Annotated in this window: 10 protein-coding genes and 1 pseudogene; 3 read left to right on the top strand and 8 right to left on the bottom strand. The window is 68.4% G+C overall.

Annotation, left to right across the window (positions count from 1 at the left end):
• Window positions 1–8 precede the first annotated feature (8 nt).
• On the top strand, window positions 9–191 hold the full coding sequence (locus BA062_RS40765; protein ID WP_245960124.1) for a hypothetical protein: 183 nt from the start codon (window positions 9–11) through the stop codon (window positions 189–191).
• A gap of 343 nt (window positions 192–534) precedes the next feature.
• Window positions 535–942 carry a CoA-binding protein gene (locus tag BA062_RS33020; RefSeq protein WP_110343064.1) on the top strand — a complete coding sequence of 136 codons (408 nt, stop codon included), beginning with the start codon at window positions 535–537 and terminating at the stop codon, window positions 940–942.
• A gap of 18 nt (window positions 943–960) precedes the next feature.
• Here BA062_RS33020 and BA062_RS33015 read toward each other — a convergent pair.
• A pseudogene (locus BA062_RS33015) lies at window positions 961–2,291 on the bottom strand (glycoside hydrolase family 1 protein).
• A 399-nt stretch (window positions 2,292–2,690) separates the two neighbouring features.
• Window positions 2,691–3,290: an enoyl-CoA hydratase/isomerase family protein gene (locus BA062_RS33010; RefSeq protein WP_210407070.1), complete on the bottom strand. Its 600-nt coding sequence runs from the start codon at window positions 3,288–3,290 to the stop codon at window positions 2,691–2,693.
• A gap of 352 nt (window positions 3,291–3,642) precedes the next feature.
• Here BA062_RS33010 and BA062_RS33005 point away from each other — a divergent pair, with 352 nt between their 5' ends.
• Window positions 3,643–5,181 carry an AMP-binding protein gene (locus tag BA062_RS33005; RefSeq protein ID WP_110343063.1) on the top strand — a complete coding sequence of 513 codons (1,539 nt, stop codon included), beginning with the start codon at window positions 3,643–3,645 and terminating at the stop codon, window positions 5,179–5,181.
• A gap of 238 nt (window positions 5,182–5,419) precedes the next feature.
• Here BA062_RS33005 and BA062_RS33000 read toward each other — a convergent pair whose 3' ends face one another.
• From BA062_RS33000 to BA062_RS40040, 6 genes are all read right to left on the bottom strand, one after another.
• Window positions 5,420–6,034 (bottom strand): response regulator transcription factor, encoded by a 615-nt coding sequence (locus BA062_RS33000; protein WP_210407069.1) that lies wholly within the window; start codon window positions 6,032–6,034, stop codon window positions 5,420–5,422.
• An 11-nt stretch (window positions 6,035–6,045) separates the two neighbouring features.
• Window positions 6,046–10,839, bottom strand: coding sequence for an AAA family ATPase (locus BA062_RS32995; RefSeq protein ID WP_210407068.1), 4,794 nt, complete (start codon window positions 10,837–10,839; stop codon window positions 6,046–6,048).
• A gap of 354 nt (window positions 10,840–11,193) precedes the next feature.
• Window positions 11,194–11,415: a hypothetical protein gene (locus tag BA062_RS32990; protein ID WP_245960123.1), complete on the bottom strand. Its 222-nt coding sequence runs from the start codon at window positions 11,413–11,415 to the stop codon at window positions 11,194–11,196.
• Window positions 11,412–12,695, bottom strand: a complete 1,284-nt coding sequence (locus tag BA062_RS32985) for a peptidylprolyl isomerase (RefSeq protein ID WP_110343060.1) — start codon at window positions 12,693–12,695, stop codon at window positions 11,412–11,414. Before BA062_RS32985 ends, BA062_RS32990 begins: the two co-directional genes overlap by 4 nt.
• Window positions 12,692–15,022, bottom strand: a complete 2,331-nt coding sequence (locus BA062_RS32980; protein WP_110343059.1) for an RND transporter family protein — start codon at window positions 15,020–15,022, stop codon at window positions 12,692–12,694. The genes BA062_RS32985 and BA062_RS32980 overlap by 4 nt, the downstream gene beginning before the upstream one ends.
• A gap of 3 nt (window positions 15,023–15,025) precedes the next feature.
• The coding region (locus BA062_RS40040) for an Mce/MlaD family protein (protein WP_110343058.1) at window positions 15,026–15,889 on the bottom strand (864 nt) is incomplete at its 5' end.

Raw genomic sequence — 15,889 nt, 5'->3', positions numbered from 1 at the left:
CGCAGGGCGTGCTCAACGTCTTCCGGCTGGCGATCGGCGCGTCCGGGGCGGCGTGGCCGGACCGGGACGACGTGACCACCACCACCGCGCACACCGTGCTGACCTGCTCGCAGAAGTTCCTGAAGCGGCGACCGTGGCACGTGCTGATGCCGGTCTACCGCGTTCGCGGGCTGCGCGTCTGGAAGCTCTAGCTCAGTCACCCGAAAACCAGCACCAGGGACGATGACCTGGGCGCGGTCCGGCAGGCCCGGCCGTACTGGTGCTGCAGGCGCCGGAAGACGAGGGGCTGCGGCGGGCGTCGCGCGACGCCCACGCGGTGCATGGCGCTGCGCGATCGTCTCCGGGCGGCGCCGTCGGCATACGACGGGTTCCGGTTCCTGCTCGCGGTGGGCTTCTGCTGGCTGCACGCCGGGGCCTTGGCGGATGGCCTTCGGTGCCCTGGGATCTGCTCGCGAAGTGCCGCTGGCGCGCGGCCTCACACCCGCCGGTCGCCCCGGCGGGAACAAGGCCGAGGGTGATCGCGTTGTCCCCACCATGGCCGACTACGCCGAACGTGTACTGGCCGCCGCGAACACCATCGCGGTGGTCGGGCTGAGCCGCAACCCATCGAAGGCCGCGCACTCGGTACCCGCGAGCCTGCAGGCCGCGGGCTTCCGCATCATCCCGGTGCATCCCGAGGCCGATGAGCTGCTCGGCGAGAAGGTATACCGCTCGCTGAAGGACATACCGGAGCCGGTGGACCTGGTCGATGTGTTCCGGCCGGCACCGGAGGCCCCTGGCATCGCCGAACAAGCCGTGGCCATCGGGGCGAAGGCGTTGTGGCTGCAGCAAGGGATCATCTCCACCGAGGCGCGCCGGATCGCCGAGACCGCGGGCCTGGACTATGTCGAGGACCGGTGCACCGCCGTGGTGCGGGCGATCGGCCGGATCACCAAGCCTTGACCGTCGTCGGCGCGAGGCTCACCGCGGCGGGCCGGCGGGTGGCACCGCATTGCTCTCGACGACCTCGGCGAAGAAGCGGGCGCTGTCCTTGATCGTGCGCCGTTGGGTCTGGAAGTCGACGTGCACCAGGCCCCATCGCTCCGAGAACCCCCGCTCCCACACGAAACCATCCATAACGGACCAGGCGAAGTAGCCACGCACGTCGGCGCCATGCTCGATCGCCGCGTGCACCGCGCGCAGGTGCTCGGCGAAGTAGCGGGTCCGGTTCGGATCGCGTACCCGACCATCGTTATCGACGGTATCGGCGAAGGCGGCTCCGTTCCCGATGACGATGAGCGGAATCCCGCCGGCATAGCGATGCAGCCACCGCAACAGATCCAGCAGCGAGCCGGGATCCTGCTCCGCACCGGAGGAGGTCAGCCGGCCACGCGGCGGCAGTATGTCCACCCCGCGCAAGCCCGGCAGCGGCCTATCGCCCACCGCGCGCGGATCGGGCAGCGGGGCGATCCTGGTCGGCGCGAAGTAGTTGACGCCGAGCCAGTCGGTCCGCGTCGCGATCGTGTCCAGATCCCCGTCCCGGATCACCGGCGCCAACGCGTCCAGGTACGCGACATCGGACAGCACGTCGGCCGGTATCCCCTGCCCAGTACCGGATCGAGGAAGAACCGGTTGCGGATCCCGTCGAATCTGCCGGCGGCCTCGCGATGTTCCTGATCGTCCACGCCGGTCAGCACCGGTGAGAAGCTCAGCGCGATGGCGAACGTCTGCTCCGGTGTCGCCTCGGCCCGTAACGCTTCCACGGCGAGGCCGTGCGCCAACAACTGGTGGTGGGCCGCGACAAGCGCGGCGCCCGGCTCGGTCACCCCGGGCGCGTGTTGCCCGCTGCCGTAACCGAGAAACGCCGAGCAGAACGGTTCGTCGATCGTCGTCCAGTGCCGCACCCGATCGCCGAGCACATCGTGCATCGCGATCGCGTAGTCCGCGAACCGCGCGGCGGTGTCGCGCGCCAGCCAACCGCCCTCGTCTTCCAGTGCCTGGGGCAGGTCCCAGTGATAGAGCGTGACCACGGGTGCGATGTCCCACCCGAGCAGTTCGTCGACGAGCCGGTCGTAGCAGGCGAATCCCCTTGGTTCCCGGCGCCTGCCGTCGGACCTCACCCTCGGCCAGGACGCCGAAAACCGGTAGGCGGGCAGGCCGATCTCGTCCATCAGCGCGATATCCTCGGCGTACCGGTGAAAGTGGTCGCACGCAACGTCACCGTTGGCACCGTCGACAACGTTGCCCTGGGCCGAGGTATATGTGTCCCAAATGGACGGACCACGGCCTGCTTTCCGTACCCCGCCTTCGATCTGATATGAAGCCGTCGACGCCCCCCCCCCCCCCCCCCCCGTGAAAGCCGAGGGGGAATTGGAGAAGTCCGTTACCTATAGAAAGCGCATTCTCACTCGTCGGACCTTCCGGACTCGCCGTCGCCTCGTCACCGACGAGTCCGGCGATGCCGAACGCAATGCCGGAATTCGGGTGAGCCAGGGGTGCTGTCACCGATAAAGGTCCGTCCGCCTTCGCGAAGTAGTTCTTCCCGACCCGATAGAGGATCGAAGTCTAGACGATCTCCGCCGAGGAGGCGAGCTTCGCCCTCGGCGACGACTACTTCGGCTCAGGTATGTGCACCCCACCCGAAACATATTTCGCGTGGCTCAATTTTACACCTAGAAAACGTTATCCGTCCGCGACCGTCACCGAACCCGTCAATCGGCCTCCACCAGGCGCGCGGCCGCTGCCCGCAACGAAGCCAGCGGAACGACTTCCCGCACCAGCCCCCGCTGCTGCGCCTGCAGCGCCGTCAACGGGTTACGCATAGTCGGTTCATCACCGCACAGCGTACGCACCGCCGAACCCCAGTCGACGGACAGCGGCGGCCGGCCTGCCAGGTCGTCGGTGACGCACGGCTCGAAGAAGGACGCGTTCTGAGCAGCGATGACCATGTCGGCGTCGCGCAGGAAGCGGAACGATTCCCGGCACGCGATGCCATTCACGGTCACGATCACGCGTTTGTCGACGCCGCATTCCTTCGGGCTAATCGGCACCGCGTCGAACACCGGCTTCGGCGGATCGGTTCGGTCGAAGCCGATACAGAACGCCTCGACCCCGGCCGCCGATAACACGATCGTGTGAACGTCCGGATCCTGTTGCGCCAACGACCAGACTTCACGCAGTTGCGCGGCCATCACCGAATCGATCGCGTTCAGCACCCTTGTCCGATTCAATTTCACCCAGAGAACCCCGCCGGCCTGCTCACACAGCACGTTGGCGAACGTTTCGATGTCCGAAGCCAGATGACTCCGCATGCACACCACCTACCTCTGGTTCGGTGACAGGACCGGGCACGAACGCCGCAGGCCACGAACGCCGAGTTGGCCGATTCGGGCACCCAGTTGGCCAGTTCTGGACAAGCCGACCGCCTTTCGTCCGTGCCGCGCTCGCCCGCACGGACAGCACCCGCAAACTTGGTGCCCGCACCAGCAAAGTCGGCGCCCGCACCAGCAAAGTCGGCGCCGTAAAGCGACTTCGTTCAGTGAACGATTCGAACCCACCTACGAACATCCGGAAAAACTACGGAAGTTGATTGCCCGGCACCGGGCTACCGTGTCGCTTGGCCGCGCACCGACGGCCGTGCCGACCCTGCGGAGGTAGACGCAAATGCACGTCCCATTCACCGTCGCGGACTTCCTGTACCGGGGTGAGACCGGCTTCGCCGACAGTGTGGCCGTGATCGACGAGCCGAACCAGCCGGCGGAAAGCGTCGAACAGGTCACCTATCGCGATCTCGGCGATCGGGTTCGCGCATGGCAGGCGGGCTTCGACGCGCTCGGAATCGGCACCGGCGAGCGGGTGGCGGTGGTCAGCCACAACTCCGCGCGCCTGCTCGAACTCCTGCACGCGGTGCCTGGCAGCGGCCGGATCTGCGTACCGATCAACTTCCGGCTCGCCAGGGACGAGGTCGACTACATCGTCCAGCACAGCGGCGCGTCCGTACTGCTCGTCGATCCGGAACTCGAGGAAGCGCTGGCCGGCATCGAGGTACCGCACCGGTTCGTGCTCGGCAAGCAAACCGAGACGGAACTGATGCGGTTCGGCACCGAGCCGGCGCCATGGGCGTCACCGGACGAGAACGCGACGGCTACCATCAACTACACCTCGGGCACCACCGCGCGGCCAAAGGGAGTACAGCTCACCCACCGCAACATCTGGGTCAACGCGGTCACGCTGGCCATGCACACCAGGGCCTGGGAGCGCGACGTGTACCTGCACACGCTGCCGATGTTCCACTGCAACGGCTGGGGGATGCCGTTCGGGCTGGCCGGGCTCGGCGCCAAGCAGATCCTGCTGCGCAAGGTCGACGGCACGGAGATCCTCCGCCGGGTCCAGCAGCACGGTGTGACACTCATGTGCGGCGCGCCTGCGGTGTGGAACGCGGTGCTCGACGCCGCACGGCGGTGGGACGGCGAGATTCCCGGCCGCGACCGGGTGCGCATCGTATGCGCGGGTGCCCCACCGCCCAGCAGGACGATCGCTCGCCTCGGCGAGGAGCTTGGCTGGGAGTTCGTGCAGATCTACGGCCTGACCGAGACCTCCCCGCTGCTGACCATCAACCGGTCCCGCCCGGCGGACGACGCCCTTCCCGCCGAGGCACGCGCGCGCAAGCTCTCGCGTGCCGGGGTCCCAGCGCTGGGGACACGGCTGCGGATCTCCGATTCCGGCGAGGTGCTGGCTCGCGCGAACGTGGTCATGGACGGCTACTGGAACAACCCCGATGCCACCGCGGATGCCGTGCGGGACGGCTGGTTCCACAGCGGCGACGGCGGCACGATCGACGACGAGGGGCACCTGACGATCTCGGACCGGAAGAAAGACGTGATCATCACCGGCGGCGAGAACGTGTCCTCGATCGAGGTGGAAGACTGCATCTTCGCGCACCCTGGAGTGGCCGCGGTGGCGGTGATCGGCGTGCCGGACGAGAAATGGGGAGAGACGATCAAGGCGCTGGTGGTCAAGGCCGACGGCGAGGAGGTCACCGAAGCCGAGATCATCGCGCACTGCAAGCAGCAGCTGGCCGGGTACAAGGCGCCGACCTCGGTGGAGTTCCGCGACTCCATCCCGCAGACGGCCACCGGGAAGATCCAGAAGTTCAAGCTCCGTGAGCCCTACTGGAAAGGGCTGCAGCGCAAGGTGAACTGAGCGGCCACGGGCACGGCGCGGTCGATCCCGAAGTGCCCTGTCCAGGGTGATTGTTCCGGAAAACTCATCTGTGTGGTGCCGGTGACCACGCCGCAGTTCGCATTCACGCGTACGCCATCTGCAGACGTGCGTACACAGAGCGCGGACACGCGCGCACAGTTTGCGAACACGCGGACACAGAGCGCGGACACACGCACGCCGGCGCCGGCGATCTCGGGGATCGCCGGCGCCGTCGGCGTCAGTCGAGCAGGCCGGCCTCGCGCGCCACCCTGGTCAGTTCCGCCCTGGTCCTGACCAGCAGCTTCCGCTGCACGCTGGCCCGGTGGCTCTCTACCGTCCGCGGCGAGACGCGGAGCTCGTCGGCCACCTCGGAGTTCGTCAGCCCGGCGGCGATGAGCTTGAGCACTTCGAGCTCCCTCGACGACAGAATGTCCACGTCCACCGTCGGATGGCATTCGACGTCCCGAGAAATCGCTTCCTCGCGCACGTAGGAGACGAACTTGTCGTCGGCCATCACCGCGTGCAGGACTTCGATGAGCTCTTCCTCCAGGCATTCCTTCGTGATGTAACCCCTGGCACCGCGAGTTTTCGCCTTCTCGACATAGCCTCTGGCGCCGTACATGCTCAACATCACGACGTTGGTGCTCGGCGAGATAGCGGCGATGGACTCCAGCAGATCGAGCCCACTGCCGTCCGGCAGCCGGATGTCCACCACAGCCAGCTCCGGGCGGAACTGCTCGATCGCCTCGACGAGCAGTTTCCCCGTCGGGGCGGCGGCTCTGAGCTGGAAGTCCGGCGTGCCCTCAAGGATCCGGCGAATCCCGGAACGGATAATGCCGTGGTCGTCGCACACCACTACACCAATCATCGTCTGGTCGGCACCTCCACCATCACGGTCGTTCCCTGACCAGGCTGGGAGTCGACGGTCAACCGGCCACCGGCCAGCCGCGCCCGCTCCCGCATACCGGTCAGCCCGAGCGACCTGCCCTGCCTGTTCCGATCGACATCGAATCCAATTCCGTCGTCCTCGACGACAACCCGCACGGTGTCACCGGAGGACACGAGCACAACGCTCGCCTCGGTGGCGCGACTGTGCCGGCCGACATTGGTCAGCGCTTCCTGAACGATGCGAAAGAGCGCGGTTTCCACCGACGGCGGGATCCGCCCCTCCTGCCCGGCCACGCTCAGTTCGAACCGGATCGGGAAGATCCGGCGGCAGTCCTCGACGAACTGCTCGATACAGCCGGCCAGGCCGAGGTCGTCCAACCCGGACGGCCGCAGCGACCACGCCACCGTGCGAACCGATTGAATCCCTTGCCGGACAATGCTCTTGACGTCCACGGTCAGGCTGCGGGTGGTGTCGTCGCCGACTTTCTCCAGCTTGCCGAGCCCGTCCATGATGCCGGCGAACAGGTGCCCGAACTCGTCGTGCAGGTCCCGCGCGATCCGGTCGCGCTCCGCCTCCTGCACTTCGACGATCCGTTCCATGGACTCACGGCGTAGTCCTTCCCGTTCGATGACCGCCCCCGCGAGGGCGGCCAGCACCTCGACGGTCGGCTCGTGCTGATCACCCTCGCCAAGGGGAAACGCCGCTACCACCGATCTGGCTTCCACACCGTCGGTCATCACCCGCTTGGCGATGCGTTCGGTCCGCTTCATCTCCCGGACCTCGCAGACCGGCGCCGGTTCCTCCGTGGCGGACCGCGGCGACTCCCGTCCGTCGGCGTTCTCCGGCACCCTGGCGATCTCCACCCGGCGCGCGGTGGTCGTGGCGGCGGTCGCCTCCCGGAGCTTCTCCAGCACCTCGTCGACGTCGTCCGAAGCGACGATGCTGCCGACGGCGTTGACCAGCGCCTGGTGCCGCGAGGAATCGCCGACCGTCGGCATGACCCGCGAGGACACCGCCTCGACGATTCCGCGATCCACCCGCACGCCAAGCGGCCGGCACATTTCCGATGCGGGACGCAACCGGGCGAGCGCGCCCCGCCGCGATTCCACCCAGGCCAGCTCAGCCACCAGGGAGCAGGCGGCGAGCTCACCGTCCGCCCGCGCTCGGGCCGCGCTGCGCACCGCAGCGCGCAGGATCCACCTTCCGCGCCACTTGTGCCCCTGCGCGAATGACATCACCGCCCATTCCCGCAGCACCCCTGGCCGCTCGGCGCGGTAGATGAGCGCCGAGCGCATGGCACGGGCGAGCTGGCGGCGGGCGAGCTTGGCCCTGCTCCGCCGCTCCCCTGCCCACCATGCCGGCGCCTTGTCGTGCCACAGTCGCAGTACCTGCAGGTGTGAGGTCACAATGGGCGCGAGGAACAGGTTCCTGACGCCCCCCTCGCGGAGGGACTCGCTGGCGTTGCGGAACGCCTCCACCGCATGCTCGTACTGTTCCGAATAGAAAAGCCGCCAGCCCCGTGCCGCCTGCAGCATCGCGGTGGTGTGGTGATCGTCCGAATTGGTCTGCCTCAGTTCACGGGCGATCGTGTCCGCGCTGACGTCGCTCGGCAGGCAGCGGGTCCAGATCGCGAGCGCGGTGCCGGCGCCGATGCGGTCGCCGATCCGCTTTCCCTCCCAGTAGGTTTCGCGCGCGATCACCCCGGCTTCGTGCAGCCTTCCCTGCCGGTAACGGCACAACGCCTTCTGCCACCGCGCGGCGATCTGCTCCCAGCGGTCACCGACAACGTCGAATGCGGTGATCGCGGTGTCGAACGCCTCGATCGCTTCGTCGTACCGGTCGGCCGCGTGCAGCACGAAGCCCCGAAAGTGCTGCGACTGCGCGATTCCCCAGTCCTCATCCTCCGCCTGGCGAAGCCGAAGCGAACGCACCGCCAGCCGGAGCGCAACCGTCGCGAGCACCGGCGTGATGCCGGCGATGCACACCGCCGCGGTGGAATAGGCCTGCGACTGTTCCCGCATGCTCCCGCTGGCCCTGGAGGTTCGCAGGGTGCGCAGCATCGCCCAGATCACCCAGGTCGGTGATCGCGCGAACCACCACTCGTACACCAGCCGGTTGTAGATGCGCGCCGCGAGCCGGGCCCGCTCGCCACCCGCCCTCGTCCTGCGCCGTCGGAGTCGCCGCGTGCACAGCCCGATGGCCAGCAGGAACAGCTCGCCGATGCAGGACGCCGCCACCACCCAGGCGCGTTCCGGTATCCCCAACCCGAGATGCCGCATGCCCTGTTTCATCCAGTCGGCGGCGTCCTCAAGCCGGCCGGTCTTGAACGCCAGTTCCCCGAGCAGGGTCGCCACCCTGGCCGATTCGAGACCGTCCAGTGAGCTCGCCGCGTCGTAGGCGAGCGACAGTTCCTTGGCCGCGAGGTCGTAATTACCCAGCAGCATGTGGACCGCGCCGAGGCCGCTGTACACCCGGAACTTGTCCAGCTCGCTGACCGTCTCCCGGAGTTGGAGCCCTGCCTCGGCAATCTTGAAATTGCTCTCCGCGACGTCGAGCGCGTGCTGCCGCAGGCCCGCTTCGCCGGCACGCACCGCATACGGCATGGCCAGATCGAGCTGTCCGGCCCGATCGAAGTGATACGCGATCTCGTAGTCGCTCTGCGCCTCGGCCGACCGTTCGAGCGCCTGCGCGGCCCGGCGATGCAGGTCCCGCCGGCAGTCGTCTGTCAACGACCGCAGCACCGCGTCCCGAAGCCGGTCATGGGTGAACACGAAGCTGCCCTCGCCGTGATCGGGAACCCGCCGGAGAATCCCGCGATCCATCGCCTCCCGGAGCAGAAGATGCGCTTTTCTCGTCCCGACACCGAGGGCTTCGCACAGCAACGAGGACGAGAACTGGCGGCCCAGAACGGAACCCTGCCGCACCGCCTGCTTGGTATTGTCCGGTAACCGATCGAGCCGGGTGGAGACGAAGACATCGGCTCGCGCGCGCTCGCGCCCGCCGACGGGAGGAAGCGGGCGGGGCTGGGAGAGCAGCGGAAGGGAACGCATCTCGTTCTCGTCGACCACCCAGCGATCCCCGTCGCGGACCAGCGCGGACGAATCGATGAGCGCGCGGAAGACCGACAGCGTCTCCAGCGGATTACCCCCGGAGTAGCTGATCACGTACGGGATGATCTCCTCGGGGAGCCGGTCACCCACCGATCGGACCAGCTCCTCGGTGTCCGAAGAGGACAGTGGTTGCAGTTCGAGGAAGTCGGCGCTGGCGTGGCCCCAGGTCTTCACCTGCGCGACGGCTTCCGGCCGGCAGGAACAGATCAGGGAGAAATGCGCTGCCGGCTCCGTCCCGCGCGAGATCGCCGACGCCAGTTTGGCGAGCACCTGCCAGCTGAGGTCGTCGGCCCACTGGCAGTCGTCCACGATGAGCACCCCGGGCCGCGCCTTGGTGAACACCGCTTGGAAGAGGCGGGCGACGGCGGTCGCGACGGCCGAGGCCGAGCCGTCAACCAATGCCTCGCCGGCCAGCCCGGCCACCGGCAGATCGGCGAACAGGCCGGAGAGCCCCGGCACCAGTTCGATCACCGGTGGCAGCAGCTCACCCATCTCGCGGGCAACCTGCGCGGCCTCGGCCGGGTGGCTCCGTAGGTAGGCCATGATGTCCCGCAAGGGTTCCGCGAACAGCCCGAGCGGGCGTTGCGCCGCGTAGTCGAACGCACCGCCACGCAGGACGGTCACGCCCGCGCCGTCGGCATGCCCGGCGACCGCATCGAGCAGGCGGCTCTTACCGACCCCGGACTCGCCGCTCAGGCACACCACCGCCCCGGCGGAACGGGCGGCGCCCTTCACGTAGGAGGTGAGTTTGTCGAGCTCCGCACGCCTGCCGACGAGCGGCGGCTCGACGTAGGCGAACGTGCCGCCGCTACGCGTCGTGGCGGCCGGCACGTAGCGGGTCTCGCCGATGCTGGTCGCTAGCACCGCCTCCACCCCGGCCAGCGCGTCCTCGGCGCTGGCATAGCGCTGCTCCGGCGAGGGGTTGAGCAGCTTCAGGAAGATCGGCCGCAGCGCCGGCGGTACGCCAACCACGGCCAGCAGGTGAGCCAGCCCCTCCTGGCTGATGTTGCGTTCGGTGGCCTGCGCGCGCAACGCGCTTGCGGTGCGGTTCCGCTCGGCTGCGGATTCGAGGAGGACCCGGCCGCAGGCGTAGATGTCCGCGGCGAAACCGACCGTTCTGCGCGTATCCCCACCGTGCTCGGGCGGCAGGTACCTGCCGTCGGCGGAGTCGACGGGGTGTGTGGTCGCGGCCAGCTGGGTGCGGGTGACGCTCGCGTCGAGCAGGACGAGCTGGCCGGTTTCCTCGGTCAGTATGATGTTCGCCGGTTTCAGCCCGCCGTGCGCGATCCCCATGCCGTGCAACTGCGCGAGCGTGAAGAACAGCTCGCACATCAGCTGCAGATGGGCATCGATCGACGGGCGCGGGTCCTGCGCGGCCCATTCCCTGATGTCCCTGCCTGCCACGAACGGCCGGGTGAGGATGACCTGCTCGGGGCTGGTGCTCGCGATCCTGGTCGGCACCAGGTGCGGCAGCCCGGAACTCCACATGACGTCGAGCTCCTGGGCGAGCCAGTCCCAGCTCCACGGCCAGGTCACCGAGAGGTCGAGCCGCCGGACCACGATACGATCCCGCGCGTTTCCCGAGACACCGAGCGCCGTGCTTATTCCCCGCGTGGTACGCAGGGCCCGAACGACTTCGATTCCGTCGTCGATCCGCACAGGATCTGGCGTCATTGCCGTGCTCCCAGTCTTGTCCACCAACAATCTCGGTCGCCGCTATCCGGCGGAGCGTGGACCGGCTGTTGATCGAATATAGCCAATGGTGCGCTGGATCACAATTGCCCAGCCTGTCCCGTCACACACGTTCACGCATGTTCGTTGCGCAGAACTGTGTTCAAAAACGGCAGAACTGTGTTTAAGAAGCATCGTCTTCCCGGCGGCCGGACAATGTGTGACAATGCGTGAGCCCGGCGCCGTTTCGGCGCTTGTCGCGATTGTGCGCGCGTCCGCATCGGCCGAGCGCGCGGGTCGCCTCGCATGCCGCGACCAGGTTCCGCGGCAGTCGCTTCGAGCTCAGTAGCCGACCGGAATCAGCGTGCCGAGCCCGGCCACCGTGAGCACCGCGGCGACCACGTAGCAGGCCCTTGCACCACGGCGCATGGTCCGCGATCGCCGTTCGCGTTCCCTCGACGACAACCACGGCGGCACCCGGTTCGCGTTGCGGCGGCCCCACCTGCCGAGCAGGACGAGCGCACCGGCCATGGTCAGCAGCGCCACGCCGCTCGCGATGGTCATCGCGGCGGCCCGGCAGGCGCCGGAGCGTTGCCGGGGATGGAGTCGTCGCCGGGCGGGGCGTCCGGGTCGGCGGGCAGGTACCGGTCGGCATACTGCACGTCGGCCCGCTTGATCTGCTCCGCCAACCAGTCCCGCCAGACGCGCAGCGACTTCTCCAGCAGCAATGTGTCCTTCAACCGGCCCTTGACCTGCTCGAACTCGGCCGGGATCGGCGGAAGCACCTGCTCAACCTTGCCCACGTTCCAACCGTGCTCGTTCTGCACCGGGCCGAACACGGTGCCTGGCCGCGCGCTGAATGCCGGTCCGCGGTAGCTCTCGTCCAGCTGGTCGCTGCTCAGCTCGCCGAGGTCTCCGCCCGCGGTGCGCGTGGAGTCCAGGCTGGTTCGGGCGGCCACGTCCTCGAACGTCGATCCGCCACGGATGTCGGCGAGCACCTGATCGGCTTCCTCCTTGGTGCGCACCACGATATTGCGCAGGTGCCGGCGCTCCGGCGTGCCGAGCTGCGCACGGCGCTGGTCGAAAGCCTGCCGCACTTCCTCGTCGGTGACCGTTTGCCCGGCGGTGACCTGATCGAACAACTGGTTCAGCGCGAGCTGACGTTTGATCTCGGTCAGCACGGCTTGTTCCGAGGTTCCGGCATTACCGAGTGCGCGAACGAATTCGTCCCGCGCGGACGGACCCTCGCCAATCTGCTGAGCGATATACCGGGAAAGCACATCACGCGCCGTCTTGTCCGCGATCGTAATGTTTTGCGCCCGCGCGGCATCGTCCAAAACAATGCTGACCGCTTGCGCTTTCGCGCCGTCCCGCCAATACCGATCCAGCGCATTGGCGTCCGTCGGTCGCTGCACGCCGTAAAGCGCCCGAAGCGTATCCATTTCCTTATTCACATCGTCGACCGTGACCATTTTGTCACCGACGCGGAAAGCGACGCCATCCGGCAGTTCGCCCGATTTCCACCAGAAGTAACCCGCCGTGCCGCCACCGAGCAGGAGCACGAGCACCACCGCGAGCAGCGCCCTCGCCCGCTTCGTTCGCGGAACCCGCAACCGGCCGCCCACGGTGACCACCCGCCGCAGCCGGCCCGACCGCCCGGCGGTAGCGTCCTCGGCCCCCTCGGCCCCCTCGGCATCGCCGGTGTCTTCGGGCTGCGCAGTGTCCGCGGTGTCCACTGGGCCGGCACTGGGCTCGTCGCCGTCAGTGGACTCCTTTATAGACAGTTCATCGACTGGTTCGGTTCCTTCGTCCAGCAGCGATGTCTGATTCCGCTCGGTCTTCATCCCATCACTCCCACGGTGGACTTCTTGGACGTCTCCGGCCGGAAGGCGGCCTCCGGTCTGCGGTGCTCCCGCCGCACGGTCACCGCGACCACGCAGGACGCGGAGAGCAGCGCGAGGATGACCGAACCCGCGAGCAGGAGGCCGAATTCACCGATCACGGCGAGCCGCGACGCGACAAGGACCGCGTAGCCGACGGCCGAGGTCGCGGTCGCCAGCAGCACCGAGCGAAGCAACCGCCTGCTGCCCCGCCTAGCCGCTTCGGCGAGCAGCACGGTGAACTCGCACCCGATCGCGGTGGTCAGCGACCCCAACGCCACCGTCACCGGGCTGAGCGGGATTCCGGTGAGCCACAACGCACAGAACCCGGCGCCGGTGGCCATCGCACCCGCGGCCACCGCGCGAACCGCGTCGGAACGCCGGCGCAACCCGATGAGCAGGATGATGCCCGCGGCACCGATACCGGCGAGATTGCCCCAGATCCGGTCCGCGGACACCATGTCCTGCGCGGTCACCGCCACCACCGGCAGCCCGGCGAGCTCCGTGCGGTAGCCGGGCGGAGCCGGCGGCAGGCTCGCCAGCACCTCATCGCGTAACCGTTGCAATGCACCGAGATCGTTGATCTCGACGCCGAAGCTCAGCACCGCGACCTTGCCGTCGTTGCGGATCACCGAACCGACCAGATACGGCGGGAGCAGCCGCAGCGCCGAGGTGAGTTGCTCACCGGTCGGCGCCGGACCGAGAAACTGCAGCAGGGAAACCGGCGACACCACCGGCTGCATTTGCTCGCCGTGCGCGGAGATCACGGTCGCCTCCGCCCGCCGCATCCAATCGAACGCCTCGACCGAGCGCACGTCCTCGCCGCGGATCACGATGTCGAGCTCACCGGAGGAACCGATCTTCTGCTCCACGTGTTCCGCATCGGCCAGCGCCGGCAGGCCGTCCGCGAAACTCCGGAAGTCCGATCGCAGTGGCAAACCCGGCAACAGCGCCCAGCCGGCGATTGCCGCCACCACCACGATCGCGCTCACCCCGAAGCGCACACCCCTGGTCGACGGCGGCCAGACCAGCGGAGCGCTCGACCGTCCCGGGGCGTTCGGTGCCGGGGCACCGGCGAGCCATGGCGCGAGCGCCAGCCCGGTGAGCGCGGCGAAGAGCACCCCGACCGACAGCGCCAGCCCGAGATCGCGCACGAACGGCAACGGCGAAAGCATCAGCGCGGCGAAACTGGCCGAGGTGCCAGCGGCCACCGCCAGCACGGTGCGCCGGCGGGCCCGTTGCGCGAAATACATCGGATAGAACGCGCCGATGCCCAGCAGCACCGAGAGGAACGCCAGCACACCGAGGGACAGCGGCCGATCGAGCCAGCCGAACACGGCGACGGTGAACCCGGTGGCGAGCAGCGCGGTGAGCACCGGACCCAACCGCCGGCTACGCCGTGTCCACGGCGTGCACAGGAAACAGGCGGCGACCGCGATCACGGCGAGCCCGCCGAGCAGCGGAATCTCCTTCGCCACCTGCTCCCCCACCCCGGAGGCGACCGCCGGGACCCCGGAGACCGTGGTCGCCTTGGTCTGGATGCCGGCATCCGCGACCGCCTGGCGTATCCCGGCCACCAGCTTCCTGGTGCCATCGGCCTCGATCCCTTCCCTCGGCCGGACCAGGATCGCGATCGAGTCGGCGGAGGGAACCACGAAATGCCACTGTGGCCGTGGCTGCCCGTCGGCGTTGTAGACCACGGTGCCGACAAAATTCGGGTTGCGCAGCGTGGGCAGCCCGGCGGGCAACCCCTGGACCAGCAACGGCCCGTACCGCGCGTCGAACGCCTGCACCGCCTTTTCACCCGCGCTCGCGGCGGCCTTGTCGCTCGCCCCGGACTGCTTCGCGGCCGCCTGCGCGGCGGCACGGTCGGCGTCCCGCCTTCCGGTCAGCTCCGCCAGGAACTTCTGTGCCTGGCCGGCAATCTGGTTCACGATCGTCGCCGGCCCGTACACGGCGGCCACGTCCGGTAGCGTGGACAGCCTGCCTTCCAGCTGGAGGACCTTCTCGATGTTGTCCTCGTTGAGCAGTTGCCGCTCGCCATGGGACTCCAGCAGCACCACCACCGGGTCGCCGCCGAACGATCCGGCCAGCTCGCTCAGGCTGGCGACCGACGCGTCGCCGGACGGCAGGAACGACTCGACCCCGGTCTCCATCGTGGACCTGGCAAGGCCGCCGAGTAACGCTCCCGCCGCGAGCACCGAGCCCACCGCGATCGTGACGCCCTTCCGCGTCGGGCGAACCCGTAGCCGCAACAGGCCGATCAGCCTCCGCACACCGCGCCGCGCCACCGCTTAGTTACCTTCCCTTTCCAGGCGCGGGTACGGCCGATCCTCCGGGCCAGGGTTGTTCAGCGTTCCTGGCGACGGATACGGGTTGTATTTGTTCAACGGACCGATCGAGCTGTAGTTGAGCGGAAGTCCCTTGACGCTGTACTCGTCCAGGATCGGGTACACGTTCCAGTACTTGCCGTTGGCATCGCCGTTGGCGACACTGTCGCCCCAGTTCGTGAAATAGCCAGCGATCTCCGGCCCGTACGGCCGCAGGTAGGCCAGCATGGGGTTGACGTCGGACATCGCCACCCGCGCGTTGGGAATGAGCCGGCGCAGGTCGGTGGAGAACTGCGGGACCCTGGTCAGCGTGCCGGGGGACTTGTTCAGCACGCCGTCGAGGGAGGGCAGCAGGCCGCGCAGATCGGCCGAGGTGGCCGGCAGCTCCGTGAGCGCGGCGCTCAGTGCCGGCGCCGCCGCGTTGAGATTTCCCGCGACCGGCGCCAGCGAGCCGGACAACCGGTTCAGCCCGGCGCTCGCCTGCTTCGCGGTGTTCATCAGGTCGGGGAGTTTGCGAACGACGTCCTCGATCTGCCCGGCACCACCCGCGGTCGCCTTGCTCAGCTCGTTCGCGTTCTGCACCATCTGGGCGATCTGGCCCTGGCGGCTGTCCAACGCGGCGAGCAGCGTGGCGCTGTTGCCGGCGAGCTGGCGCAGATCCTCGGACTGCGCGGCCAGCGCGCCGAGTGCGTCCTCCCCCTGCCTGCCGAGGTCACCGAGCCCGGACAGCGCGGCGGACAGGTCCCGCTTGGTGCCCTCGGTACCGGCGCCGAGCGACCGCACGCTGCTCGCCAGCGCGGCCCTGGTGTCCCCGTCGATGCTGGTTAG

It is taken from the genome of Prauserella flavalba (genome assembly GCF_003202235.1).
GTDB classification, from domain to species: Bacteria; Actinomycetota; Actinomycetes; order Mycobacteriales; family Pseudonocardiaceae; genus Prauserella_A; species Prauserella_A flavalba.
This window is presented reverse-complemented; position numbering and strand designations above follow the sequence as displayed.

Bases quoted from the DNA above. Each gene is read 5' to 3' on its own strand.
- BA062_RS33020 (WP_110343064.1), top strand. From the start codon at position 535: ATGGCCGACTACGCCGAACGTGTACTGGCCGCCGCGAACACCATCGCG.
- BA062_RS33005 (WP_110343063.1), top strand. From the start codon at position 3,643: ATGCACGTCCCATTCACCGTCGCGGACTTCCTGTACCGGGGTGAGACC.
- BA062_RS32985 (WP_110343060.1), bottom strand. From the start codon at position 12,695: ATGAAGACCGAGCGGAATCAGACATCGCTGCTGGACGAAGGAACCGAA.
- BA062_RS32990 (WP_245960123.1), bottom strand. From the start codon at position 11,415: ATGACCATCGCGAGCGGCGTGGCGCTGCTGACCATGGCCGGTGCGCTC.
- BA062_RS33010 (WP_210407070.1), bottom strand. From the start codon at position 3,290: ATGCGGAGTCATCTGGCTTCGGACATCGAAACGTTCGCCAACGTGCTG.